Genomic DNA, 25,029 nt, shown 5'->3' with positions numbered 1-25,029 from the left:
GTCTCTGCACAGCGCTGCGCCGCGCAGCAAAACCACACTATTCATAGCAAATTAGTATGGTTTTATTTATATCATTACACGCAAAAAATGTCAATAGCTCTGTCCCCCCGGCTTTTAAAATAAAGTGGAAATTTACTCCATACTGCTATAGAATAGGGTTAAAAGGAGTAAGCTATGTCCGACTATTACATATCACAAATCAGACCTGACGACAAGCCAGCCAACCAGCAGCTGGACCTGCTTCTGACATCAGAAGGCATCCGCAGGGACGCCAACCTGGATTACACCTGCGGCATGTTTGATGAGGAAATGAATCTGGTCGCCGCCGGCAGTTGCTTTGGCAATACACTCCGGTGCCTGGCTGTAGGCCGCTGCCACCAGGGTGAAGGTCTCATGAATCAAATCATGACCCATCTTATGGAGATTCAGGTATCCCGCGGTAATACCCATCTGTTTCTGTATACAAAATGCAGCTCTGCCCGGTTCTTTGCAGACCTGGGTTTTTATGAGATTGCCCGGACAGACGGACAGGTTGTTTTTATGGAAAACAGAAAAAACGGATTCTCCTCTTATTTACAGAGACTCTCCAGTGAATCAGGCGAATCAGGAAGGGCATCCTCTCAGGAAAGGTGCGCTGCCCTGGTAATGAACGCAAACCCCTTCACCTTGGGCCATCTGTACCTGACAGAACGGGCCTCAGCGGAAAATGACACGGTCCACCTGTTCATGGTCAGCGAGGACGCAAGCCTAATACCGTTTAAGGTGCGCAGGCGCCTTGTAACAGAGGGAACCTCCCATCTGGACAATATCATATATCATGACAGCGGCCCTTATATTATCAGCAGCGCCACCTTCCCCAGTTACTTCCAAAAGGACATGGACTCTGTCATTGAAAGCCATGCAAAACTGGACCTGGTCATCTTCACGAAAATCGCCCATGCCCTGGGCATTGGCAGGCGCTATGTGGGAGAGGAACCCCACAGCCGGGTAACAGGCATCTATAACCAGATTATGGAAAAAGAGTTGCCAAAAGCCGGAATCCAATGCAGCGTCATCCCCCGCAGGCAGCAGGATGGCGCTGCCATCAGCGCTTCCACGGTCCGCAGGGCCATTAAGGAAAACCATATGGAGCTTCTCCCCTCCCTTGTTCCTCCGTCCACTCTGCGTTACCTGTTAAGCAGAGAGGCTGCTCCTGTCCTTTGTAAAATCCGTGAGGCAAAAGATGTAATACACTACTGATTCTTCTTTTGATCCATGCCTCATTGTGGTACAATGCCTTATTATAGACAAAACTCTCAATGAGGTAACGGAGGTATGCTTATGGATATGAACCTGATGCTGATTATCGTACAGGAGAATGATGCTGAATCACTGGCATCCGCATTTAAGAGAAGCCAGATTCAGGCCACCAGGATAGACGCCAAAGGGCTGGTTTCCAGCAGGAAACTTAATGTATTCCTGGTGGGGACGGAACGGACGGACGAAGTATTGCAGCTGGTGTCTTCCAACTGCAAAGAACGCGCCATGGAGATAGAGGACCAGGAATACAATGGCCATATGTTTGTGGATGTACAGAAAACCATCGTCATTGGCGGCGCTACCATCTTCATCCTGGGGGAGGCCAGGCTGATGAAGGTCAAGGGCGGATGCTGCGGGGATTAAGGGCAGCCGGAAAACATAAGGCAAAAAACACAAACGCAAAAACGGGACTCCATACATCACATATGGAATCCCGTTATCATTTTACCCATCAATCCCTGCTGAACAAAGAATTAATCGCAGGTATATGGCATAAGAGCGATATGACGTGCGCGCTTGATAGCTACAGTCAGGGCTCTCTGGTGCTTTGCACAGTTGCCTGTGATACGGCGGGGAAGGATTTTTCCTCTCTCGGATACGTATCTCTTTAACTTGTTAACATCCTTATAATCAATGGTTCCGTTCTTATCTCCACAGAATACACAAACTTTTTTTCTTCTGCGCATTCCGCCTGGTCTTCTCATCTTAGCGCCATCTGGTCTGTCTGTTTTATTAAATGCCATTGGTGTTGTCCTCCTTTATTATTAACCATGGAACATCCTAGTTAAATGGAAGTCCTTCGTCCTCCACTCCATCAGGAATGTTCATAAACCCATCACCAATCGCACTGGTAGGAGCCGGTCTCTGAGAAGGAGCTGCCTGGGCATATCCTCCCATTTCAGACGCCGCACCCTTACTGTCTGCGAATTCCTGGTCATCCAAAATGACCTCGGTGGTGTATACTTTCTGACCTTCCTTATTTACATAGCTACCTGTCTGGATTCTGCCTGACACAAGCACCCGCATTCCCTGACGGAAATACTTCTCGGCGAACTCGGCAGCGCGGTCAAATGCAACACAGTTGATAAAATCGGCTGTCTGCTGCTCCGCGGAGCTGTCCTGGCCCCTGCGTCCCCTTCTGTCCACTGCAAGGGTGTACCTGGCTATAGCCATGGAACGCTCTCCCTGTGAATATCTGACTTCCGGGTCTCTTGTCAATCTTCCCATTAAGATAACTCTGTTCATACGGTCACACTTCCTTTTTCTCTCCCGCCATAGGCGGTCTGGGTATCCCTTATGCCTCTGCCTTAACGCATAAGTATCTGATCACTGGTTCCATAATACGAATGTGAGCCTCTACTTCATTCGGGCATACAGAATCAGACTCGAACTGGATGAAGTAGTAGTAAGCTTCGTGCATCTTCTGAATTTCATAAGCAAGTCTCTTCTTGCCCCATTCATCTACATTTGTTACAGTGCCGCCGAAACGGGTAATGTAACCCTTTACCTTTTCGATTGCTGCTGCACGCTGCTCGTCTTCCAGCTTCACATTCAGAACAACGGTTAATTCATACTTGTTCATCTTGCTTTACCTCCTTGTGGTCTCTGGCCCCTGCTTTCAGTAACAGGAGCAAGGATATAATATGTCACGGAGTATTATTTTAACAAATTCCCTGGACAAATGCAAGATGTTTTTTTGTTTTCTTTCATTTTTATGACGGATTTCGCGGTATCTCCAGGGGGCGGCTGCTTAGGAATCCTCTTTTGCCTTGGTAAGTCCTCTGGTATTTTTCTCCACCAGCCTGCGGGCAATCATGATTTGATGTCCGCACCCCATGCATCTAAGCCTGAAATCAGCTCCCACCCTGAGGATTTCCCACTGGCTGCTGCCGCAGGGATGGGTCTTTTTGAGCTTTACTATGTCCCCTACTTCATAATTCAACTTTTCATTCATGCCATATCTCCATTTCTGTATATGGGTCTGGCCGCTGCCTGTCACCCTTTCAGTATGCCTTCTATGTCAGCCAGCTCTTCACAGCTGAATGCCGGGCTGTCAAGGGCCTTTGCGTTATCCTCCAGCTGTGCAATACTGCTGGCCCCTATGAGAACGCTGGTGACTTCCTTCCTGCGAAGTACCCAGGCCAGGGCCATCTGGGCCAGGGACTGTCCGCGCTCCCCTGCCATTTTGTTCAGAGCCCTGATTTTTACCAGCTTGTCCTCTGTCAGATATCTGCCGCCCACAGTGGTCCCTTCCTTTGAAGCCCTGGATCCTTCCGGTATCCCATCCAGATATCTGCCCGTCAGGGCGCCCTGTGCCAGGGGGCTGTAGCATATGCAGCCCACGCCCTCACGGTCCAGAAGCTCGAAAAGGCCGTCCTCCGCCCAGCGCTCGAACATATTGTACCGCGGCTGGTGAAGCAGACAGGGGGTTTTGTTCTCCCTCAGTATGCGGATGGCTGCCTCTGCTTCCTCTGCCTGATAATTGGAAATCCCCACATACAGCGCTTTTCCCTGGCGCACCATGTCTGACAGGGCGCCCATGGTCTCCTCCAGGGGTGTCTCAGGGTCAGGACGGTGATGGTAAAATACATCCACATACTCCAGTCCCATACGCTTTAGGCTGGAATCCAGACTGGCCATAAGGTACTTCCTCGATCCCCAGTTGCCGTATGGTCCCGGCCAGAAATCAAACCCTGCCTTTGTGGAGATAAACAGCTCATCCCTGTACCTTCCCAGACCGTCCCGGAGAGCGGAACCAAAATTTTCCTCCGCCTTTCCCACCGCCGGAAATCCATAGTTATTTGCCAGGTCAAAATGGGTGATACCCATATCAAATGCCCTGAAAAGAACAGCCTCCTGTTCCTCCAGGCTCTTTTCCAGTCCAAAATTCTGCCACAGTCCCAGGGATATTCTTGGAAGCAGGACACCGCTTCTGCCGCTGCGTTTATATTCCATGCTGCCGTATCTGTTCTCTGCCGCCTGATACATCTGTGATACCTTCCTTTCCTAATCAACCACAGTCCCAAGGACCTCTCCAATCGGATCGCTGATAACCAGATCCGCCTGGGAATCCCTTGAGGTGGCCGCTTTATTGATGAGCACCAGTTTATGGCCTCTGTAGTAGTCAATCAGTCCTGCCGCAGGATACACCACCAGGGATGTCCCTCCTATGATGAGTATGTCCGCATGTCTGATATAGTCCACGGATTTCTGCAGTGTCCTGTCATCCAGCCCTTCCTCATACAGGACCACGTCGGGTTTAATCACACCGCCGCAGCTGCAATGAGGCACGCCATCGCTCTTTACAACGTAGTCCAGATCATAAAACTGTCCGCATCTGGTACAGTAATTCCTATGTACACTGCCGTGAAGCTCCAGCACCTCCCTGCTTCCCGCCATCTGGTGGAGGCCGTCAATGTTCTGGGTAATGACCGCCTTAAGCTTCCCCCTCTCCTCCAGCCGGGCCAGGGCCTTGTGGGCCTGGTTTGGGACAGCATCGGTAAACAGCATCCTGTCCTTATAAAATCGGTAGAATTCCTCCGGATACCGCATATAAAAGCTATGGCTTATGATGGTCTCAGGCGGGTACTTATACTGCTGGTTATAGAGCCCGTCCACACTGCGGAAATCCGGAATCCCGCTTTCCGTGGATACTCCGGCTCCGCCAAAGAACACAATGTTATCACTGCCGCCAATCCATTCCTTTAACTGCTGCCATTTTTCGTTCATAACATTACCCCTTCCTGCCTCTGCAACCCATGCCTTATCTATAGACTTATCTATAAGCCTTATCTTGCAGCCTTATCTATAGCCTTATCTACACCACCTCATCCAGATACACGCCGTCCAGGACCTGCACATATGCGCACCAGAAGGGCACTCCATTTTGTTCCCCCTCTGCCAGCTCCTCCAGGGCGCTGTATCCAAACAGCCAGGATGCCAGCTGTTCTATGGTAATATCCAAAACCTCCGTGGAAACCAGCGTCCCCGGATAATCCGGCTCCTCTGCGCATTCCCCGGTATGAATCTTTGGCAGGGATACCCCTTTCTTTGTAAGGGAGGATCCGTTTCCGTCAATTTTCCATCTCCACAAACCGCTGTTGCCCGGTATCAGCGGGTCATGGATATTGACCATCACATCCATGGCAGGACAGGGACACCCTTCATCCAGGACAATGGCCTCCATAAAGGAGCGCACATCGGTAATGCGGGCCATGATTGCCGGTCTGGGCGCATGCTGGCCGCTGTCCGGTTCCAGCCATCTGTCCCTGCCCGCATACAGGAACCTCTGCTCCTGCTTCTCACGCCCCCAAAAGGCCTGGAACGCCTGCAATGACCCCGACACATCATACCATCCATATACGCTTCCCGCCTCGCTGTCTAACTCCGACTGAAGCATCTCCATATAATCCCGGTCGCGCAGCGCATAGACCTGGTACCTGGAGGAGAGCCAGTGGTTCATCCATCCGGCCAGCGAGGAACAGAGATTTCCGTCCAGCCGAAGTTCCCGCCTCTGAAGGCATTCCTTTGCCTCAGATCCCAGTCTGTACTGAGGCTGGTCAAATATATACCGGAACCCAAAGGGCCTGTAGATATCCGGCGAGGCCGGCATGAGATAGCAGAAGGGCTTCCTGTCCTGATGCATGTCCCCCAGCATCTTCATGAGCACATCCCTCATATGTCCGCGGTGGCGGCTGTCGGCAGCCGTAGCCACGCCCACGATATAATCCAGCTTCCACATCTTCTTTCCCATATTGATCCTGTATGGGTTCATATGGGCCATGGTGACGATACGGCCTGTGCCGTCCTCCTTCACTAGTACGGAGCTCTGTAGTATTTTTTTATCAAAATAATAGTCTGCAAATTCCCGGGAATCCTCCGGAAACGCTTCCTGCCAAAGGGGCCTGCACGCCCCGAACTCACTTTTCTCCAAATACCGGATCATCGTTCCCTCACCATATATTTTCTTGCAAATCCAATGGGACAATAGCTCATCTTGGCCTTTCTCAGTCCCTCCATGCCCACATCGTCCTCCCTGTTCACCAGTTCAGCCTCAGGAAATTCATTGATTAGGAACTGCTGGTTGATAAACTGGTACAGACCTCTGATTTCAGGGTTGGCCTTCTCAATATGAATGACAGCCATATTCTCACGCACATTCAGGCTTCCAATGGTAAACGCCTCCAGCTGGCCGTCGATATATACCCCGGCCATCCTCACGTAGAGGCTGGAACAATTTTTAAGTATATCGTGGATCCCTGCCACCTCATAATCCAGGGACAGCTCCATGGCGCCCACTTCCTCCTTGTGCTGCCTCCAGCGCTCCATAAACTGCCACACCTCATGACGGTCGGAGCAGCACAGACGCCTGTACTCATACCGGCCTTCATAGGTGCGCTTAAAGCCGTTCAGGTGGTTTCTCTTCTTGACAAACTTCTTTCCCTCCAGCTTTCTCAGCTCCTCGCCGCTGTAGAGGTAGTCCTTTAAATCCACCTGTTCCTCCACCTCAAAAAGGGCCGGATCCAGGTTCAGGCACTGTACCGCTTCCTCATCGGCCAGGGAGATATAAAAAGGCTTGTGAAGCACACCCGAAAAATAATCCACCATCTGCTGAAAAAAGTAAGGCAGGTCCTCCTCCCTGCACAGAGGCATGGCCGTGGAAACCTGGCCGTCCTTTTCCATAAGCCACAAAACAGCTCTTCCCTCGCTCACCGCGCACTGTACATGATAATAGTCCTTCCACAAAAAACTGTCCAGAAACACACTGTCACATGTTTTATTGGGCCTCAGCCCGTAAAAAGGCCGAAGCCTGTCTATATCCCCGGCCACCACCGGCTTAAATTCCAATTCCATAGCATAGCACCTTCTTTTCATTTAACTTCTGATAGTATACCATAAAACCGGGTTCTATAACAGTTTTTTTGCATCACAGGAAAAAGACCTGGAAGCCGTCTTGTTTCCAGATCTCTTTCACTTTCCGGACCTCATTTTTCCAAAGCAGCCGGCCTCTTCCGGCAGGAACCTCCCTTACAGTCCCTGGGCTATCTCTTTCACCAGCAGCAGCCTCTGCCCCGGTTTCACCTGGTCGTCCGCCAGCTCGTTGGTGGATATGATATTGCCCACTGTTGTATGGAATTTTTTTGCGATTTCCCACAGGCTGTCTCCCGGCTGTACGATGTATCCCACGATTCCCGGCAGCTCCTGGAGCTTCTGCAGATCCATGGGATGGATGGCTGCCCCTGTAATCACCGGTTCGCACACCGGCTGCAGAACCAGAAAGTCCAGGGCAATCACTGCCTTCACTTCCACCATGTCCCCGCCCATCATCACGGCGCTGAGCTGTTCCAGCCCTGCATCCAGCTGGTACACGCTGTCCTCCCGGATTCCTCTGGCCTCCGCCACGCAGTGGAAGGGCACCTGCTCCACAGAGGACTGGACCGGTGACGTGTCATCGCTGGTGAGATATAAAAGGGTCACTTCCAGCACACCGTCAATCTCCAGGCAGTCATCCCCGATTTCCACCTCATCCAGTTTGATGGTCCCCTCATTGTGGCAAATCTGGAGAATCCGCTCAGCCTGGGGCAGACTCAGCTTCTCTGCCACCTTGGATTTGCACACATTCCTGGTCAGTATCTGGTCAAAACAGGCGTCTGAACGGTTCAGCTCTATCTCCCGGTTGTTGGAGTACATATCGCTTAAAAGCTCGACCTCCTCCTCCTCGTAGAGCTTGATATCCAGCTCCAGCACCGCGTCCACATCCATTTCCCGCATTTCCCCGTCGTAATCAGGCTTGGCTTCCATGTCCTTATGGGCCAGGCGCACTGTCACCATGGGGATTTGGTCCTCCTTCACATCACCCATTTCCATGTCCCCTGAAAATGGTATGGTCTCCTCCAGCCACTGGACAGGCATATTTTCATCCTCTGCCCCGTAAATAACAAAAACACTGAGTTCGCCGTCCAGATGGAGCCTTCCGTCCAGTGGTTTAGCGGTCACGTCCCGCAGCTTCATTTCCCGCCATAACAGCTGGCCTATGTTGGGCTTGCCTCCGGTAAGGCTCAGTTCCTCCTTAATCCGGTATGTATCCTTGCGCCTGACAGCAATGGCAGCCGCGTTGGCCGTGCGCTTAAGCGTCTCCACCTGCACCTGTCCCGCTCCGTCCGTGTCAGACATGCCGGCCCCTGCGGGACGGCTGTTATTTTCCATGTCCACATCCACAGCAGCTTCCACGTCCCTCAGGGTCTCCACCCGCACCTGAAGGGTAATGATGGCCTGGACTCCCAGCTTCCTGGAATTAATCATATCCGTGTTCAGGTCTTCCAACATCCAGTTAAGCCCCACGTAATCCTTTTCCTCCAGGCCCTGGACATTGACAACCTCCTCAAAGGGAATATTGCCGCCCAGGGTCTGGAGCCCGCCGCTCTCCTTGCGGTACAGCACCTGGAATTCCAGCTTCCCCTTTACCGCCACCTTATCCCCCTGGTTCTTCACTGTCTCAATCTGTATTTCGCCGGTGTCCAGCATGACCTGCTCCATATCATCCAGGGTATCCGGTACAATAAAGTCATCGTCCAGGGTAATCTGCGTGGTCACGTTGCCCTTCCATTGGTTCATATGTATCTGCTTCTTTATCAATTCCATAAAAAACACCTGCCATCTCTCATAGTCTTTTAGAAAAATCTATGCGGACAGCAGGTGATTTATGCTCTTTTTCTATCTTTCATCGTATTCGTCCATAAAGTGGCGGCGCACCCCGTCTTTCACATAGCCAAGGCAGGCATCCAGGTTGATGTTCTCCACGCTTTTCATGATATTGGCGTCTATGAAGGGGCTGGTCTTTCTGAGGGAGCGGATAAGCTCCTTCATCTCCTGGCGCTTGGAGGTGTGCACGATATCAGCCGCCTCCCCTGCCATGCCCCTTGCAGCCTGTTCCTTTGCAATCCGCTCCGTAAACCGGCAGGCACACTGGAGGAAATGCAGACCGTTGTAATCCTTCCAGTCCAGTATATCCTCTTCCTTTACATAGTACAGGGGGCGGATTAACTCCATGCCCTGGAAATTCGTGCTGTGAAGCTTGGGCATCATGGTATTAATCTGGCCTCCGTAAAGGATTCCCATAAGAATAGTCTCAATCACATCGTCAAAATGATGTCCCAGCGCTATCTTATTGCACCCCAGCTCCCTGGCATGGGCGTACAGATACCCTCTTCTCATTCTGGCGCAAAGGTAGCAGGGGGACTGCTCCACGTCCACCACAATGTCAAATATATCCGAGTCAAAGATGCGCACCGGTATATTCATAAGGGCTGCATTATCTTCAATCAGATTCCTGTTGTCCGGATTGTATCCGGGATCCATGACAATGAACTCCAGCTCAAAATCCGTCCGGCTCTGCCGCTTTAACTGCTGGAGGCATTTGGCCAGAAGCATGGAATCCTTTCCGCCGGATATACAGACAGCCACCTTGTCGCCGTCCTTTATCATCTCATAATCCTGAAGCCCCTTCACAAAGGGGCGCCATATTTCCTTGCGGAACTGTTTTATGATACTCCGCTCTATATTTACATGGGGTGCTTCCTGTTTCATTTGCCGTGTATCTTCTCCTGGGTAGGTTATTTTTCAGACCGGGCCTCTTTTAAGGCGCCCTTAAGGAAATCAATCTCCTTCTCCATCTGTTCCATCCGCCGTTTCATTGTCTCGTATTCCTCCAGCGTCAGGCTTTTCTTTTCCTTTGGTATGGTAACCCCATCCTTTTTGATTGGACGGGCAGGTATGCCCACGGCGGTCACATTGTCCTCCAGCGGCTTCAGCAAAACTGCATTGGCTGCAATGGAGCAGTTATCCCCCACCTCAAAGGCGCCCAGAATCTTGGCGCCTGCGCCTACCATCACATTGTTGCCCAGGGTGGGATGGCGTTTGCCCTTCTTGGTTCCCACGCCGCCCAGGGTAACCCCCTGGTAAATGGTGCAGTTATCGCCCACCACTGCGGTCTCTCCGATAACCACTCCGCATCCATGGTCAATCAGGATGCCCCGGCCCAGCCGGGCACCGGGATGAATCTCGATAAGGGTGAAAAAACGGGCAATCTGTGAAATCAGCCTGGCCACAAAAAACATCCTGTGATTATAGAACCAGTGGGCAAACCGGTGCCATATAAGGGCGTGGATTCCCTGGTACAGAAGAAATACCTCCAGGGCGTTGCGGGCAGCGGGGTCACGTTCCTGTACGGCCTTTATGTCAAGCCATATGTCCTTGAATATCATATTTACTCCAGCCTTTCTTTAACAAGTTAATACAACGCTACGGTAATACGACATTTTCCTAAAAAGATTAAATATCGTATAGTATAGCATATGATATTCAAATTAAAAAGAGCTTTTTACAGTTTGCGCCCTGTTTCATACCTCTTTTCAGGCTTTTGCCTCCCCCCGGCCCGGTTATGCTACTGGAATACCACAGGATTTTCCAGATACTCTGTCCTGATTACAATATATGGAAAAGACTGTTCCGCACCGGCATTCTCCCCCTTTTCTGGGCCCTTAAGCTCCGTATTGACCACAATAGAGTTGTCGGTCAGATAGAGCTCATTGACGCTGATGCTGTAGCCGCCTGTGGGCTGTACGCCGTATCCCACCGCTATGTACAGATTCTGTTCATCACTGTATGTGAGCTTAAACGGCTGCTGCTGTTTTTCAGCAATCAGATTCTTAAGCTCATCCGGCACATCCATATCGCCTGCCACTGTGAAATCCAGGTCCCTGACCTTATCCCCGCTGTCCTTTGACGCGGAGCAGCCGGCCAGCCACAGGGTCATGGCAAACAGCATCATGAGCCCAAGGTACACTTTACCCTTAATAGTTCCTTTCATGTTAAAACCTCCCGGAATATATGATACAATTACTATCAATATATTCCGGGAGGCCCTGATTATGCGTTTAAACACATGTTTGCGTATATTCTGACTTTATAATAGTCAAACCGATATTATATGGTGTTATACGATTTTGCGGATCCATCCCTCAGGCGCTTCGATGGTTCCCATCTGAATGCCTGTAAGGGTATCATACAGCTTCTTGGTAACAGGTCCCATGGCGTCCATGCCGCTTGGGAAGCAGATTTCCTTTCCGTGGTCCACAATCCTGCCCACCGGAGAAATGACGGCTGCTGTTCCGCACAGTCCGCACTCTGCGAACTCATCCAGTTCAGAAAGCTTCACAGGCCTCTGGGTTACCTTAAGGCCCAGATAATGCTCTGCCACGTACACAAGAGAGCGTCTTGTGATGGATGGAAGGATGGAATCAGACTTAGGTGTCACCACCTCGCCGTCCTTGGTGACAAACAGGAAATTGGCTCCGCCCGTCTCCTCAATATAGGTTCTGGTACCGGGATCCAGGAACACGTTCTCATCATATCCGGCGGCATGGGCCGTGACAGACGCGTGAAGGCTCATGGCGTAGTTCAGTCCGGCCTTTACGTGGCCTGTACCGTTGGGCGCTGCCCGGTCAAAATCGCTGACGCAAAGAGTCAGAGGTTTGGCTCCGCCCTTAAAGTAAGGGCCTACAGGCGTTCCAAAAAGCCTGAACTGGTACTCCTGGGAGGGCTTAACGCCAATGACAGGGCCTGTGGCAAACATATAGGGCCTGAGGTAGAGGGTGGCTCCGCTTCCGAATGGAGGTACCCAGGCTGCATTGGCCTTCACCACCTGGTCCACTGCCTCCAGGAATCGCTCCTTCGGGAAGGGCGGCATCTCCAGCCTCCTGGCCGAATCCATCATACGCTCCGCGTTCAGATCAGGGCGGAACGTGACAATGCTTCCATCCTCAGTGGTATAAGCCTTAAGTCCTTCAAAAATCTCCTGGCAGTACTGAAGGATGCCCGCGCATTCATTAATCACCACATTGGGGTCAGAGGTCATCCCGCCCTCGTCCCATGCTCCGTCTTTATAATTCGCCACATAGCGCTTGTCCGTCGGCATATAGGAAAATCCGATATTTCCCCAGTCCAGGTCTTTCTTTTCCATAGTCTGTTCCTCCATTCGGGTAGATATAAGATGTATTTTGAACACAATTATAATCGTATTAATCCTCAAAATCAATGGGTTCCTTGCAAATATACTATACAATTCCTGCATATCAGCCATAACCTCAGCCGGAATTCATACATGCAAAAACACTCTCAAGCCGCATTGCGAATCCCGCAAAACTGTGTTAAGTTATAAAATAGGAATAAACCAACACAAGGAGATGTACATACATGGCCAAGAAAAATGCCCGCAACACCCGCGGAAAGATTGTAAATGCAGCATGGCAGCTGTTCTATGAACAGGGCTATGAAGATACCACAGTGGAGGAAATCATAGAACTCTCCCATACATCCAAGGGATCCTTTTACCACTATTTCGACGGAAAGGATGCTCTTTTGAGCACGCTGAGCCTGCTCTTTGATGAAAAATACGAAGAACTCATGGATACCCTTACACCGGAGATGTCGGCCATGGACAAACTTCTCTTTCTAAACAGCGAGCTCTTCGGCATGATTGAAAACAGCATATCCCTGGACCTGCTGGCCCGCCTGCTCTCCACCCAGCTGGTAACCAGCGGTGAAAAGCACCTGCTGGACCACAACCGCACCTACTATAAGCTGCTCCGCAGAATCATCGCCCAGGGCCAGGAATCCGGCGAGCTGAATGCCGAAACCAGTGTCAATGAGATGGTCAAGCTTTACGCCCTGTCGGAACGCGCCCTGTTATACGACTGGTGTCTGTGCGCCGGCGAATACTCCCTGCGCAGGTACAGCGCCTCAGTCATGCCTGCGTTCCTGAGCCATTTCCTGCCGTGGCGGGGATGATTGCAGGGGACCGGAGATGAAGCCTTTATATGTATAAAAAATTTTTCTTATATATTTTTCAATTATCGTCTAGTCTATTTTTATTATAAATACGTTGTTTTATTTATACTTTTTAATAATTAGTCTAGTATGTAGTCTATACTTCGTTCTGTATTGCGTTCCCCTTAACCCCATGCTATAATGTCAGCATTATGTCCGTTTTCCGCAAAGGAACGCATAACAGGAGGGTAAAAATGAGTACTGGACAAATAGGAATCCTGGCAGCCATCATCGTGTATCTGGCAGCCATGGTATATGTAGGTTTTTATTTCAGCAAAAAGGGCGGCGGTGATTCTGCCGACGAATTCTATCTGGGAGGCCGCAAACTTGGGGCGCTGGTAACCGCCATGAGCGCCGAGGCTTCGGATATGAGCAGCTGGCTTCTCATGGGCCTGCCGGGAGTTGCATACCTGACCGGCATCGCGGATGCAGGCTGGACCGCCATTGGTCTGGCTGTTGGTACATATCTCAACTGGCTGATTGTTGCCAAGCGCCTGCGCCGCTATTCCGTAGCGTGCGGGGCCATTACCATACCGGACTTTTTCTCCCGCCGTTACCGGGATGACAGGAACATACTGATGTGTATTGCCGCCATCGTAATTCTGATTTTCTTTATTCCCTACACCGCCTCCGGATTCAAGGCAGTGGGAACCCTGTTCAACAGCCTGTTCGGCGTGAACTATCACGCTGCAATGATAGCAGGCGCAGTGGTTATTATCGGTTACACGGTCATGGGAGGCTTTATGGCAGTATCCACCACGGACCTGATTCAGAGCATCGTCATGAGCATTGCGCTGGTTATCATTGTATTCTTCGGCATCCATGTAGCCGGCGGCTGGGACGCCGTGACAGACAACGCCCGTTCCCTGGCAGGATACCTGAGCATGACCCATGTCCACAACATGGCTGACAACACAGCATCCCCCTATGGCTTCATAACCATACTGTCCACCCTGGCATGGGGATTAGGGTATTTTGGAATGCCCCATATCCTTCTGCGCTTCATGGCCATCAGCCATGAGGATAAGCTTAAGACGTCGCGACGGATTGCGTCCATCTGGGTTGTCATCTCCATGTTTGTGGCCATCCTGATCGGCATCATCGGATACGGCGCCTCTGTGGCAGGCGGGATCCCCATGTTTTCATCCAGCTCTGAATCCGAGACCGTTATCATCCGTCTGGCGGATTTGCTGGGACGCCACGGAATCCTGCTGTCTGTTGTGGCCGGAGTGGTTCTGGCAGGAATCCTGGCCTGTACCATGTCCACGGCTGACTCCCAGCTGCTGACAGCCGCCTCAGGCGTATCCCAGAACCTGCTCCAGGATTTCCTGAAGATTAAAATGGATACAAAAGCGTCCATGACAGCTGCCCGTCTTACCGTAGTGGGCATTGCCCTGGTAGCCATCCTGCTGGCCTGGAATCCGGACAGCTCCGTATTTACCATCGTATCCTTTGCCTGGGCCGGTTTCGGCGCGTCCTTTGGCCCGGTGATGCTCTTTGCCCTGTTCTGGAAACGCAGCAATCTGAACGGCGCCCTGGCAGGCATGATTTGCGGAGGTGTCATGGTATTTGTGTGGAAATACGGCGTGCGCCCCTTAGGCGGCGCCTGGAACATCTATGAACTGCTTCCCGCCTTCATCGTGGCCTGCATTGCCATTGTGGCCGTGTCGCTGATGACAGAAGCGCCATCCAAAGAAATCTGTGATGAATACGATTCTGTGGGAAGATAGGATTGAATGAAATACCAAAACCGCAATTTTCAGATAAGACTGTTTCCATCTGAAAACTGCGGTTTTCTCTTTTCCTATTGCTCTCTCATCTGCGGCTTATCGGCCCGGTGCCGGCTTCTCTCCCGTACTTTCTTAGTCCTCCTGCTTGCTGCAGATTGCCAGCCTGTGCTGGTACTTCTCCCTGGTAGCCAGCCCTCCCCGGATATGGCGCTCTGACTTATTCACATCCAGCACGATTCTGGCCTGGGCCGCCAAGGTGGGATTGATGTGCTCAAGCCTGTCAGTTACATCCTTATGTACCGTGGATTTGCTTATTCCAAACTTCTTCGCCGTCTGCCTTACCGTGGCATTGTGGTCTATGATGTAATTGGCGATGGCTACCGCACGTTCTTCAATATACTCCTTCAAAATGAGTCTCCTGAGGATTTTTTTACATCATATGCAGAAAATCCCGGGATTAGCACACCCTGTACGTTTTCCGGCAGGAATATTTTCCGTCCGCGCATGTCCGCCTCAGGCGGACTGTCCTGTGCCGGCCGGCAGAGTGCAGCTTTTAAATATATTCCAGCACGCCACGTATATCCGTGACCACTGCGTCCGCGCCGGCTTCCAAGTACATCTGCCTTACCTTCCGGCTGCGTTCTTCCTTTTCCTTTGGGGAAAGCGCCTTAAATTCCTCCCTGGACAGTCCCATGGCAGAGCTTCCCTCAATTACTCCAACTGTAAACAGCCCTGCATTTTTACCTTCTCTGATATCTGATACCGTATCGCCCACTTTCATGACCCGTCTTACATCCGTGAGCCCCAGAAACTGCATGTTTCTGAATATCATATAGGGATTGGGTCTGCCCTTGCGGTCCACGGAGTCCGGGCTGAACCAGCAGTCCGGCTTATATCCCTTTGTTGCTGCGGCCGCGGCAACAATCTCCATCATCTCATCGGTATAGCCGGTTGTGGAGCCGATTTTTATTCCCATCCCCCGAAGCGTTTCCACGGTTTCAGTTACATAGGGCTTTACATCTGTAAACCTGGGAACGTTCTCCAGAATTTTCTTCTCGCTTAACTGATACACCTGGTACACATCCTCTTCTGTAAACGGACGGCCGTATATCCGTTCCCACTCCGCTGTAAGGCGCTCCATCTGAAGCATGGTGCGCACATGGTCAATTTTCAGCATTCCCATAGGAGCCCTGACCTCGTCCATGGTGGGAACAATTCCAAATTCCTCAAACGCATCCATGAATGCCTGGACCGGCGCAAAACATCCATAGTCCACCGTGGTGCCTGCCCAGTCAAATATCACCGCATCAAAGGCTGTATGGCTTTTTTCACGCTTTTGTATCTTTTTGTTCAGGAACTCACCAATGATTGCACACAGCCTGCGGATATCTTCCTCGTAGATTTCCCCAATATTGCCGATTCGGAACGTATCCGCATCCGTCACCTTTCCCGGATAAATGGCATATCCCCGCTCCTTGATATAGTGATACATCTCGTCAAAAGAAAACGCATGGTTTTCAGGGTAGAAGAAGGTGGTAATGATTGGTCCCTGATGCCGGCTGTCAATATAAGGACGAATCCCCATCTCAGCCATCAGCTCAATCAGCAGCCTGTTATTGGAAGTATAGCGCTGATGTCTGGCCTCAATTCCGCCCTCTGCTTCCATCTCCCGCATTGCCTGGGCAAATGCCAGAACCACATGGGTTGGGGAGGTAAAACGCCATTTCCCGTCCTTCTCCATTGTCTTCCACTGGTCATATAAATCCAGGGACAGGCTTTTAGCCTTTCCCTCACATGCAGCCAGGCAGTCCCGCCTGCAAATGATAAAGGAAAATCCCGGAACACCCTGGATGCATTTGTTTGCGCTGCTTATGATAAAATCAATTCCCAGCTCTTCCGCCGGGATATCCACGCCGCCGAAGCTGGACATGGCGTCCACGATAAAAGTGCGCCCTGACGCCTTTACCACGCCTGCCACAGAAGCAATGTCATTCAGGATTCCCGATGTGGTCTCACTGTGTACCATGGAAACATGGGTAATCTCCGGATGCTCATTGAGCAGCTTCTGAATTTTATCCGCGGACGGAACCTGGTCATAGGTCTCGCTGTAAAGAATATAAGAAAGACCGGCATGTTCTGCTATATCCGCCATACGTTCTCCATACGCACCGTTTGAGGCAATCAGCAGCCTGTCATCCGCCCCCACAGAGCTGGTAAGCACAGACTCCACCCCAAACGTACCGCTGCCCTGCATCAGCACGCAGGTATAGGTATCTTCAGAAACGCGGGCCAGCTTAAGCAGCCCTGAGCGGATTTCCTGGGTAATCTTTTTGTAATCCTCATCCCAGGTGCAGTGGTCAAACATCATCTCTTTTTTTACAGTGTCCGTAGTGGTCAGCGGACCCGGGGTCAACAGTTTATAATTCGGCATACCTAATTTTCTCCTTGTCTTATCTTTCTCTATTTTTAATGCTTCACTTTATTTCCCGCAGCCTCTCTTAGCAGCCTTTTTGCCGGAGGATTTTTTCCCTATTTGCAGCTTTCAGACAGCTCCTGATGCTTTTTCAGCAAGTCCACGGTCAGCTTTTCCGGAAACACCCTGGGATAAGCGGACTGGTTCTTTGAATTGCTGGTTTCACCCTCATAGATTGGAAGGGGATAGGTGGTCAGCAGCTCCTGACGGCCGTTTTTGATAATACACTCCGCCATTTCCATGGCCAGCTTATTTGTCTTATCTCCCTTGTCAATGACAGCCGCGGACTCAGTCAGAGAAAAATTTCCCTCGGTGGGATCCACATAATCAACAGGAAGCCCTTCTGCCTTATCCGCAACTGCCTGGTGACGCAGGCCGAAACCGACGGCCACCTCGCCGGCACGTACTTTTTTCAGGGGTGCAGAGCCCGAGCTTTCAATATGGGGGCCTGCATTTTGATAGATTCCGCTGAGAACCTCCTTTGCCCCGTCCTCTCCGTATTCGCTGACAATGGCCTGCATTAAAAGCCACGCAGTGGAAGAACTCTTTATATCTGTAACGGAAATCAAATCAGCGTACGCGGGATTTACCAGATCTTTAATACTGGACGGCGTTGGAAGCTGATGTTCCTTCATCATCTCAGTGTTAAGAATAATAGCTCCCTCCTGTCTGGTAACCGGGCTGTAGTAGGCCGGATATTTCTCCAGGGGTTTTGCGTCAAAAGTCAAATCAAGGAACATGTGATTCTGTTCCTGGGCGCTCTCCAGATAGAAGGAACTCATGGTCACCAGGTCAGCCTCGATATCCGTCCCTTCTGCCAGCAATTTGCCTCCCAGCTCCGAGGTGCCAAAGGTCTGGAATAAATATTTTCCCCCGTATCCGTTTCCGTCCAGAGCATGCTTCATTGCCTCCACGGCTTCGTCATCTGCGTTGGAGTAGATAATGACCTGGGCTTCTTTCTTTTGACAGCCGGTTACGGCGGCAGCGGCAGCCAGAACAGCGGCCAGACATCCCATGACAGCAGCTTTTTTCCAATTCTTCATGATTGTTTTTCTCCTTTTGTTTTTGCAGCGGCCTCCTGCCAGATATCCGAACAGTCCCTTTGCCGCCAGGTTCGTTATGAGAATCAGCAGTGACAGCACAAAAATTTCATTAAACTTTGTGTAATACTGCAGTTCCTTAATTTTCGTGGTAATGACCATGGTCCTGGCTCCTGCTATGAAAATAACAGCGCTGACAGTCACCATGGCATTGACAAAATAATAGCCGAACACTTCCAGAAGGGTGCTTACCGCATTGGGCGTCACCACGCGGACAATGGTCTTAAGCCAGCTGTCCCCCATTAAAAGGGCTGTGGTCTCCCAGGACGCATTCATCTTTGCCAGGGAGCTCTTCATCATCAGATAGGGGGTGGAAAAGAAATGCACCACATTACAAATCACTATGATGAAAAAGGTATTCTGAATGGGCGTCCCGGAAAATGTAAGTAAAAACGCAATACCGATTACCATGCCCGGAATGGTGTTCGTGACCAGGGCAATGCTCTCAATAACAGATTTAAGCCGGCTGCTTAACTGGCTGCGTGCCGTGGCCAGCGCAGCTGCGTATGCCACCAGTGAACCGGTGAGCGCCGTAAAAATGGATACCAGGATGGAGTTCTTATACACAGAAAGCAGTCTGGAATCCGTAAACACAGTTTTTATATGCTCCGTGGTAAACTGCCTCCTGTAGGGCCATTCCTCCACCATAGGCACTACGAAAATCACCGCAAATATACACAGTACCGAAGCCAGAATGAGTACGGACGCCGCCCCGCAGCATATGTCGCGGATTCTCCCCTTTCTCAGCTCTATGCCGGAGACCTTGCTGTAGCGTATATTAAACCGTTCCAGAAAATGGAGCAGGGAAATGCTCACCACCGACGGAACCAGCATAAACATAGCCACCACAGCCCCTCTGTTAAAATCCGGTACACTACCCAGCATTTCATTGTAGAGCACTGTTGCCACCACATCATACTGTCCGCCTACAGAAGCCGGTATCCCAAAATCCGTAAAACACAGAAAAAAGCATTGAACGAAGGAAGCGGCCAGGGTGCCGAGCAGAGGCCTGATAACCGTTGCCAAAAAAGTCTTTAACGGACTGTCCCCCATAATCCTTGAGACAATCATGAACTTCTTATCAATAAAACTCATGGTGTTCAGTATCAGCATAAATGAGATAGGCAGCGTGTAGATAACATATCCCAGAAGCAGTCCGCAAAAGCCGTAAATCTCAAACATCTGATGCCCTATCATTCCTGTGATAAACCCCTGCCTGCCAAAGGAATAGATAATGGCAAATCCGTATGTAATGGTGGGAAGAAGCATGGGTACCACTGCCGCCAGGCGTATGAATTTTTTTAGGCCTCCCGGCACATTGGTATAATGTATGGTATAGGCCAGCACAAAAGCCAACGCCGTGGTCAGCACTGCACTGACACAGGATACAAAGATGCTCCGGCCAAAGGCAGCCGCAAATCCCTTTCCTCCCGCCACATCCGCGTAGTGCTCAAGGCTGACGCTGCCTCCTCCTTCAAAGGATTTTCCCAGAAGCAGTACAATGGGAATCAGAAGAAATACCAGGAAAACAATGACTACCATTGCGTAAATCTGTTTGAGCTCCCTCTCTTTAGTCTTTATCATAGATTTCTTTGTCCTCACGCTTTCATGCTGTGCAGCTGATTCTCTGACTGCTGCTCCGTGTCATTTCCCGGCTGAACAGAGTGAAAATATTATTTCTCTTCACCTCAAGCTGATTTAAAATGAAATTCTTAACAAAGCTGTCTGCGGGCTGTCCTATGATTTCCTCCGGCCTGCCGAACTGGGCAATGTTCCCCTCATTGACAATCAGCACCTTGTCCGACAAGGTCAGCGCCTCCTCCGGGTCATGGGTTACAATAATGGTTGTCAGCTTAAACTCCCTGGCAATTTCCTTGATCTTCTCCTTGATAGACTCTTTAATCACACCGTCCAGAGCGCTTAACGGCTCATCTAACAGGAGTATCCTGGGCTTCATCACCATGGTTCTGGCCAGGGCCACACGCTGCTTCTGGCCGCCGGAGAGCTGGTCAATTCCCTTGGCCAGATGTTCCCCCAGCCCCAGAAGATCAATGAGCTCCTGCACCTCCTGTCCGGTGGAAATGTCAGGTTTGTTCCGCAGTCCGTAGGTAATATTTTTATATACATTTAAATTAGGGAACAGTGCGTAATCCTGAAACACAATGTTGAATCCCCGTTCCTCCATGGGAACACGGGTGATGTTGCGGCCTTCAAACCATATTTCACCGCTGTCTGCATCTGTAATACCCAGAATCAGGTTAAGAAGCGTTGTCTTGCCGCAGCCGGATGGTCCCAGAATGGACAGAATTTCTCCACTCTCAATAGACAGGCTGATGTTATCTAAAATTGTAACCCCATCGTAAGATTTCCTGATTTTGTTCAGTTCCAGCATATAATATGCTCCTTTCAAAAATTGCCCCTTGCTGTAATTGTGCCGTTACTCGTTTGTCCCTAACGGACAGTCAAATTAAAACACAACGGCAGACGTAAACTCAACAAAATTCCTGTAATTCTTGTGTAAAGCCCGTGTAAACCCGTTCTGGCGCAAAAAAAGAAGGCTTGTAGATTTTCTACAAACCTTCTGTCCGCCCGGCACTGCCTGATGGAGCAGCAGACCCGCTCTAGTACGTCTGGTTCCGCACAATACGGCTGCTTTCGTCCAGCTTTTTGGTGTATTTTGGATAGTCCCGGAGAATGATCCCCGTGTAAATCATATCTACCACCGCAATCTGGGATGTCCTGGAGAAAATGGCATTGCCGTAGAGCTGCTGCCGGTTGCCGGTGCACAACATGATATCCGCATATTTTCCAATCAGCACATCATCGTAATTCGTCAGCACAATGGTGGAAGCTCCCTTCCGCTTTGCAAGCTTCATCACATCCACTGTGCTCTTTGATGTACCTGAGTACGAAATACCGATTGCCACATCCTGCTCCCCAAGGTTTCCTGCGCTGATCTGCTGAAGATAGACGTCGTTATAGGTCACACAGTTAATCCCCAGATACAGAAGCTTAGTCACCAGGTCATTGGCAACCGTGGCTGAGTTTTCCACATAATATACAGCCACCTGGCCGGCGCTGCAAATCATCCCGGCGGCTTTGATGATTTCCGAAGGTGAAATATGTTTAAGCGCATCGTCCAGATAGGAAATCGTCCTGGTAATCACCTGGCCCGGAACCTCCTCCGGCCTGTCCTCTTCTGATATGCCATAACCGCAGACCAGAGGCGGCGGCACAGCCCCTCCTGACCCGTCCGCCCGGCTGTCCGCCTTTGCATCCGCTTCCATATTGCCTCTGCCGGAGGCTGCCTTCAGCACCGCATACTTAAATTCCCGGAAGCCCCCGAAACCCAGGGCCTTCACAAATCTCATGACCGTGGGCTGGCTGACTCCCGCTGCCTTTGCCATGGGAACCAGGGAAAGCTCCTCCAACTGTCCCGCATATCCCAGATAATAGTCCGCCACCTTCTGTTCCGAAGGCCGTAAATCCGCATATAGCTTCTTTATATTAAATTCAAACGGTTTCGCCATGTCCCATACCTCGGTTTCCAGATTCTCCGGTCTTCAGTTTCAGACTCTTCGGATGCAAATACCAATGCTCTCATGCCATACATACACAGGATATACACGGTACTTTTTCTACAAATATCCGGTTCTGCACGTTTCTGCCAATATGTCAATTCAGCTTCGCACAGATAAAATCCTCTGTCCGGGAAATTGCATTTTTTTCAATACAATGCTGTTCCGGCACGATTTCCCTGCCAAAACAGCATTCTGTTTCTGATATATGAAGTCCTCTGTACTCCCTATTATAGCTTATCTTTGTCTCCCGCACCACAAAAATTGTACTTCAGCCAGGAAACCGGGGGCCAATGCAGGATTTACCCCAACAATATCTCCACCGCCTCCTTAAGCGTCTCCACTTCCCCCACATTACCGGGGAATATGATATAAGGCGTTCCCGGAAAACGGCTCTCCGGACCTGTGCGCCATACCGGTATGCCGGGGCGGATCTGTCCCAGGACCGCTGCACGCTTTACCTGCAAAGCCTTGGTTCCCACATCGCTGGAGGTGATGCCGCCCTTAGCCACCACAAATGCCGGCCTCACCTTCAGCCTGCCCACCAGTGACTGGACTGCGTCGGAAATCCTGACCGACCGCACCAATGCCTCCTCAGGACTGTCATGTTCCAGGGACAGCAGCTTCCTCCTGGTATATACGGCGACCGTCACCCCACGGCCAATCAGCTCCTCTTCCTGGCTTATCACAGAACTGATTTCCTCCTGGAATTTTTCCTCGTCCAGGACCAAATCGGAATTAAACTCAATGAACCTGATTCCCTCAACGGTTTTTAAAGCCTCCAGCTGGCTGGTTGTTTTTTTTGTATGGGATCCCACCACTATGATTCCCCCTGTACCGCAGTTTTCCTGCACCATCTCTTCCCTGGACAGAAGGGGTCTCTCACGGATGGCCCCGAATTCCTTCACAAAGCCTGCGGCTGTGCGGAACATAAACCTGCGCCCCTGGTTCATGGCGTCATAAAGGGCAATGCAGAACACCTTCAGGTCGCAGGCATCCACTGCGTTCACCACGATTTTCCCAAAATCATGGAGCGCCAGCAGTTTATCTGTAATGGAGGCATAATCCAGGCTGCGAAGCTCCTCCAGGGAAACATCCAGCACTTCCCGGGCCGGATATCTTCCCCCTGTCTTTTCCTCCACATATTCCTTTAGATTGGAGCAATGGTACCCAAAGGTCTTATCCTCTGCAAATTCTGTCTCCCCGGCAGGTATCAGCTCATTTCCATACTTTACATAGTGCACATTGCCGATGGTAAAACGCCCGCCCTCCTTAAAATAGGGACAAATGATTTCCCCGTCAACAGCCCGGCCCCTGTGTTTTTCCTCTGCCCGGGCCAGCAGCTCTGTCTCCAAAGGGTAATGTCCCCTCAGTGTGGAATCTCCCCTGCTGACAATCACATAGTCAATTCCTGTTTCCTCCGACACCTTTGCCGCGGTTTCCCCGATTTCCAGGTGGGCCCTGGTGGTCTGTTCCACGGTAAATCCCCTGGAATTCGTCAGTATGTAAAACAGCTTCCCGTCCTCTTCAAAGCCTTTCTTAATACTGTCATAGGACCAATCCGTATACACGGAAACATCATGGACCGTCTGCACGCCGGTGGGATCATCGTCCAGGACTATGATTTTATGTCTGTCCTGCCGGCATTTTTCTTCCAGCAGAGCCTGCACGGCGTCGGTGTCCACCCCGGGATACTGGTCTAATACAGATGCATTCAACATGGTCTGTTCTCCTCTCTCTTATCTTCCGATGCGAAACAGCTCCCTGGCCTCATCCGGCAGCATGGGCTCTTTATCCATGGCCCTGAGAAGCTTCACTGTCTTTTCCACAAGGGGGGCATTGGATGTTACCTGGGTCTGTGCGTCCAGATAATTGCTGTCCTCAAATCCAATTCTTACGGTCCTGGCTCCCATGCCCAGGGCACCGGCCAGCAGCGAAAAATCCTTTCTGTGGGCCTGTGTAATGCCCCACACGGCATTGGAAGGAATCATCTGTATCATGGCAGCCAGGGCCTGGGGCGTTGCCGGGGCTTCTCCCTCATGGCCCAGCACCACACTGAACAGAACCGGATCCGCGAAGTCATACTTCTCCATCAGCCGGGCCATGGTCCAGGTGTGGCCTATTTCAAACGTCTCCACCTCCGGAGTCTTTTTCTGTTTCAGTATTTCCCGGATACAGTACTCCACGTCGTCTATAGGATTGCAGTACACAGCCTTTCCCAGATTAGTGGATCCCACGTTCAAGGAGCAGGCTTCCACCAGCTCAGAATACAGAGGGGCGCAGCGCTCCCGTATGTTCAGGTCCGATACTCCGCCCGTGGACACCTCGATGATGATGTCCGAATCCCGGCGAATCATGGCCAGCGTCTCCTCTAACAGGGACATATCCGGCGTCAGCCGGCCTTCCCTGTCTCTTACATGAAGGTGCACCATGGCAGCCCCTGCCTTATAACACTTATATACATCCTCCGCTATCTTCTCCGGTATGATGACCTTGTCCTCTGCCGATACCGGCGCAACGTTTACCAGAACCTTATTATCCATGTCTGTCATTTATCTAATCTCCCTTTTTACAATTTCTGCATTTACGCAAACAGCACCTGTGCAATCAGCACCAGAGGTTCATCCCCTGTCTGTGCAATCCCATGGCTGTCCCCGGGCTGGGCTGCGATGATGTCCCCTTCCTCCAGATACTGGTCCTGTCCGTTTATAGTGTGAACGGCTTTTCCTCTTACAATAACCATGGTTTCCATTTCCCCCTCATGGGTATGGATGCCGATTGAGACTCCCGGATTCAGCGTATGGCGCACATACGCTCTCCCCTTTCCCATCATTTCCTCCTGGCCTGTGAGAAGCTTCTCCATCCAGACGGTTCCATTTCCGCCCATACAGCCTTCGATCGGCGTTCTTTCCAGCTCATTTTTCATTCTATATATCATAAAAACGCTCCATTCTCTCAAAAAA

General features: G+C 50.8%; 25 protein-coding genes. 4 read left to right on the top strand and 21 right to left on the bottom strand.

Going from position 1 to position 25,029, the window contains the following annotated elements; translation table 11 throughout:
* The first annotated feature begins 174 nt into the window (after positions 1 to 174).
* Both citC and CGC65_RS03175 read left to right on the top strand, forming a co-directional pair.
* Positions 175 to 1,239 (top strand): [citrate (pro-3S)-lyase] ligase, encoded by a 1,065-nt coding sequence (gene citC, locus CGC65_RS03180; protein ID WP_002568380.1) that lies wholly within the window; start codon positions 175 to 177, stop codon positions 1,237 to 1,239.
* 81 nt (positions 1,240 to 1,320) lie between these two features.
* Positions 1,321 to 1,662 (top strand): cyclic-di-AMP receptor, encoded by a 342-nt coding sequence (locus tag CGC65_RS03175; protein WP_002568381.1) that lies wholly within the window; start codon positions 1,321 to 1,323, stop codon positions 1,660 to 1,662.
* A gap of 110 nt (positions 1,663 to 1,772) precedes the next feature.
* Here the strand turns inward: CGC65_RS03175 and rpsR are convergent, their stop codons facing one another.
* The 13 genes from rpsR to CGC65_RS03110 all read right to left on the bottom strand — a co-directional run bounded on the left by rpsR (position 1,773) and on the right by CGC65_RS03110 (position 12,334).
* Positions 1,773 to 2,042 carry a 30S ribosomal protein S18 gene (rpsR, locus tag CGC65_RS03170; protein WP_002568382.1) on the bottom strand — a complete coding sequence of 90 codons (270 nt, stop codon included), beginning with the start codon at positions 2,040 to 2,042 and terminating at the stop codon, positions 1,773 to 1,775.
* A 37-nt stretch (positions 2,043 to 2,079) separates the two neighbouring features.
* Positions 2,080 to 2,544 (bottom strand): single-stranded DNA-binding protein, encoded by a 465-nt coding sequence (locus CGC65_RS03165; RefSeq protein ID WP_002568383.1) that lies wholly within the window; start codon positions 2,542 to 2,544, stop codon positions 2,080 to 2,082.
* Between the two features lie 49 nt (positions 2,545 to 2,593).
* Entirely contained in the window at positions 2,594 to 2,881 is a 288-nt protein-coding gene (rpsF, locus tag CGC65_RS03160) for a 30S ribosomal protein S6 (protein WP_002568384.1), read from the bottom strand.
* Positions 2,882 to 3,049: 168 nt separating this feature from the next.
* Complete coding sequence (locus CGC65_RS03155) at positions 3,050 to 3,253, bottom strand: DUF951 domain-containing protein (protein ID WP_002568385.1); 204 nt, start codon at positions 3,251 to 3,253, stop codon at positions 3,050 to 3,052.
* A 41-nt stretch (positions 3,254 to 3,294) separates the two neighbouring features.
* Entirely contained in the window at positions 3,295 to 4,287 is a 993-nt protein-coding gene (locus tag CGC65_RS03150; protein WP_002568386.1) for an aldo/keto reductase, read from the bottom strand.
* Positions 4,288 to 4,305: 18 nt separating this feature from the next.
* The gene (locus CGC65_RS03145; RefSeq protein ID WP_002568387.1) at positions 4,306 to 5,028 is read right to left on the bottom strand and encodes an NAD-dependent protein deacylase; all 723 of its coding nucleotides are present in this window, start codon (positions 5,026 to 5,028) and stop codon (positions 4,306 to 4,308) included.
* An 88-nt stretch (positions 5,029 to 5,116) separates the two neighbouring features.
* Positions 5,117 to 6,244, bottom strand: coding sequence for a GNAT family N-acetyltransferase (locus CGC65_RS03140; protein ID WP_002568388.1), 1,128 nt, complete (start codon positions 6,242 to 6,244; stop codon positions 5,117 to 5,119).
* On the bottom strand, positions 6,241 to 7,152 hold the full coding sequence (locus CGC65_RS03135) for a DUF2156 domain-containing protein (RefSeq protein WP_002568389.1): 912 nt from the start codon (positions 7,150 to 7,152) through the stop codon (positions 6,241 to 6,243). The genes CGC65_RS03140 and CGC65_RS03135 overlap by 4 nt, the downstream gene beginning before the upstream one ends.
* A gap of 174 nt (positions 7,153 to 7,326) precedes the next feature.
* Positions 7,327 to 8,940 (bottom strand): DUF3794 and LysM peptidoglycan-binding domain-containing protein, encoded by a 1,614-nt coding sequence (locus CGC65_RS03130; RefSeq protein WP_002568390.1) that lies wholly within the window; start codon positions 8,938 to 8,940, stop codon positions 7,327 to 7,329.
* 72 nt (positions 8,941 to 9,012) lie between these two features.
* Positions 9,013 to 9,885 (bottom strand): tRNA 2-thiocytidine(32) synthetase TtcA, encoded by an 873-nt coding sequence (locus CGC65_RS03125; RefSeq protein ID WP_002568391.1) that lies wholly within the window; start codon positions 9,883 to 9,885, stop codon positions 9,013 to 9,015.
* A 26-nt stretch (positions 9,886 to 9,911) separates the two neighbouring features.
* On the bottom strand, positions 9,912 to 10,562 hold the full coding sequence (gene cysE, locus CGC65_RS03120) for a serine O-acetyltransferase (RefSeq protein ID WP_002568392.1): 651 nt from the start codon (positions 10,560 to 10,562) through the stop codon (positions 9,912 to 9,914).
* A gap of 179 nt (positions 10,563 to 10,741) precedes the next feature.
* Complete coding sequence (locus CGC65_RS03115) at positions 10,742 to 11,167, bottom strand: protease complex subunit PrcB family protein (RefSeq protein WP_002568393.1); 426 nt, start codon at positions 11,165 to 11,167, stop codon at positions 10,742 to 10,744.
* 126 nt (positions 11,168 to 11,293) lie between these two features.
* Positions 11,294 to 12,334 carry a branched-chain amino acid aminotransferase gene (locus tag CGC65_RS03110; protein ID WP_080548717.1) on the bottom strand — a complete coding sequence of 347 codons (1,041 nt, stop codon included), beginning with the start codon at positions 12,332 to 12,334 and terminating at the stop codon, positions 11,294 to 11,296.
* Positions 12,335 to 12,552: 218 nt separating this feature from the next.
* Here CGC65_RS03110 and CGC65_RS03105 point away from each other — a divergent pair, with 218 nt between their 5' ends.
* Together CGC65_RS03105 and CGC65_RS03100 are read left to right on the top strand one after the other, a co-directional pair.
* Complete coding sequence (locus CGC65_RS03105; RefSeq protein ID WP_002568395.1) at positions 12,553 to 13,146, top strand: TetR/AcrR family transcriptional regulator; 594 nt, start codon at positions 12,553 to 12,555, stop codon at positions 13,144 to 13,146.
* A gap of 233 nt (positions 13,147 to 13,379) precedes the next feature.
* Complete coding sequence (locus CGC65_RS03100; protein ID WP_002568396.1) at positions 13,380 to 14,915, top strand: sodium/proline symporter; 1,536 nt, start codon at positions 13,380 to 13,382, stop codon at positions 14,913 to 14,915.
* Positions 14,916 to 15,047: 132 nt separating this feature from the next.
* On the opposite strand, the gene spoIIID is transcribed toward CGC65_RS03100, so the two are convergent.
* The 8 genes from spoIIID to CGC65_RS03060 form a co-directional block, all read right to left on the bottom strand.
* Positions 15,048 to 15,323 carry a sporulation transcriptional regulator SpoIIID gene (gene spoIIID, locus CGC65_RS03095; RefSeq protein ID WP_002568397.1) on the bottom strand — a complete coding sequence of 92 codons (276 nt, stop codon included), beginning with the start codon at positions 15,321 to 15,323 and terminating at the stop codon, positions 15,048 to 15,050.
* 145 nt (positions 15,324 to 15,468) lie between these two features.
* Positions 15,469 to 17,346 carry a 2-aminoethylphosphonate--pyruvate transaminase gene (phnW, locus tag CGC65_RS32770; RefSeq protein ID WP_002568398.1) on the bottom strand — a complete coding sequence of 626 codons (1,878 nt, stop codon included), beginning with the start codon at positions 17,344 to 17,346 and terminating at the stop codon, positions 15,469 to 15,471.
* A 98-nt stretch (positions 17,347 to 17,444) separates the two neighbouring features.
* A complete protein-coding gene (locus CGC65_RS03085; protein WP_002568399.1) occupies positions 17,445 to 20,072 on the bottom strand; it encodes an extracellular solute-binding protein in 2,628 nt (875 codons plus the stop codon).
* A gap of 22 nt (positions 20,073 to 20,094) precedes the next feature.
* Positions 20,095 to 20,880: an ABC transporter ATP-binding protein gene (locus tag CGC65_RS03080; protein WP_002568400.1), complete on the bottom strand. Its 786-nt coding sequence runs from the start codon at positions 20,878 to 20,880 to the stop codon at positions 20,095 to 20,097.
* 229 nt (positions 20,881 to 21,109) lie between these two features.
* Positions 21,110 to 22,018 (bottom strand): MurR/RpiR family transcriptional regulator, encoded by a 909-nt coding sequence (locus CGC65_RS03075; RefSeq protein ID WP_002568401.1) that lies wholly within the window; start codon positions 22,016 to 22,018, stop codon positions 21,110 to 21,112.
* A gap of 350 nt (positions 22,019 to 22,368) precedes the next feature.
* A complete protein-coding gene (locus CGC65_RS03070; RefSeq protein WP_002568402.1) occupies positions 22,369 to 23,787 on the bottom strand; it encodes a four-carbon acid sugar kinase family protein in 1,419 nt (472 codons plus the stop codon).
* A gap of 18 nt (positions 23,788 to 23,805) precedes the next feature.
* Positions 23,806 to 24,618, bottom strand: a complete 813-nt coding sequence (locus CGC65_RS03065) for a beta-keto acid cleavage family enzyme (protein WP_002568403.1) — start codon at positions 24,616 to 24,618, stop codon at positions 23,806 to 23,808.
* Between the two features lie 32 nt (positions 24,619 to 24,650).
* Positions 24,651 to 25,004: a cupin domain-containing protein gene (locus tag CGC65_RS03060; protein ID WP_002568404.1), complete on the bottom strand. Its 354-nt coding sequence runs from the start codon at positions 25,002 to 25,004 to the stop codon at positions 24,651 to 24,653.
* Between the last annotated feature and the right edge of the window lie 25 nt (positions 25,005 to 25,029).

It is taken from the genome of Enterocloster bolteae, from assembly GCF_002234575.2.
Taxonomy (GTDB): domain Bacteria; phylum Bacillota; class Clostridia; order Lachnospirales; family Lachnospiraceae; genus Enterocloster; species Enterocloster bolteae.
Note: the sequence above shows the minus strand (reverse complement) of the source record. Positions and strands in the feature narration are given on the sequence as shown.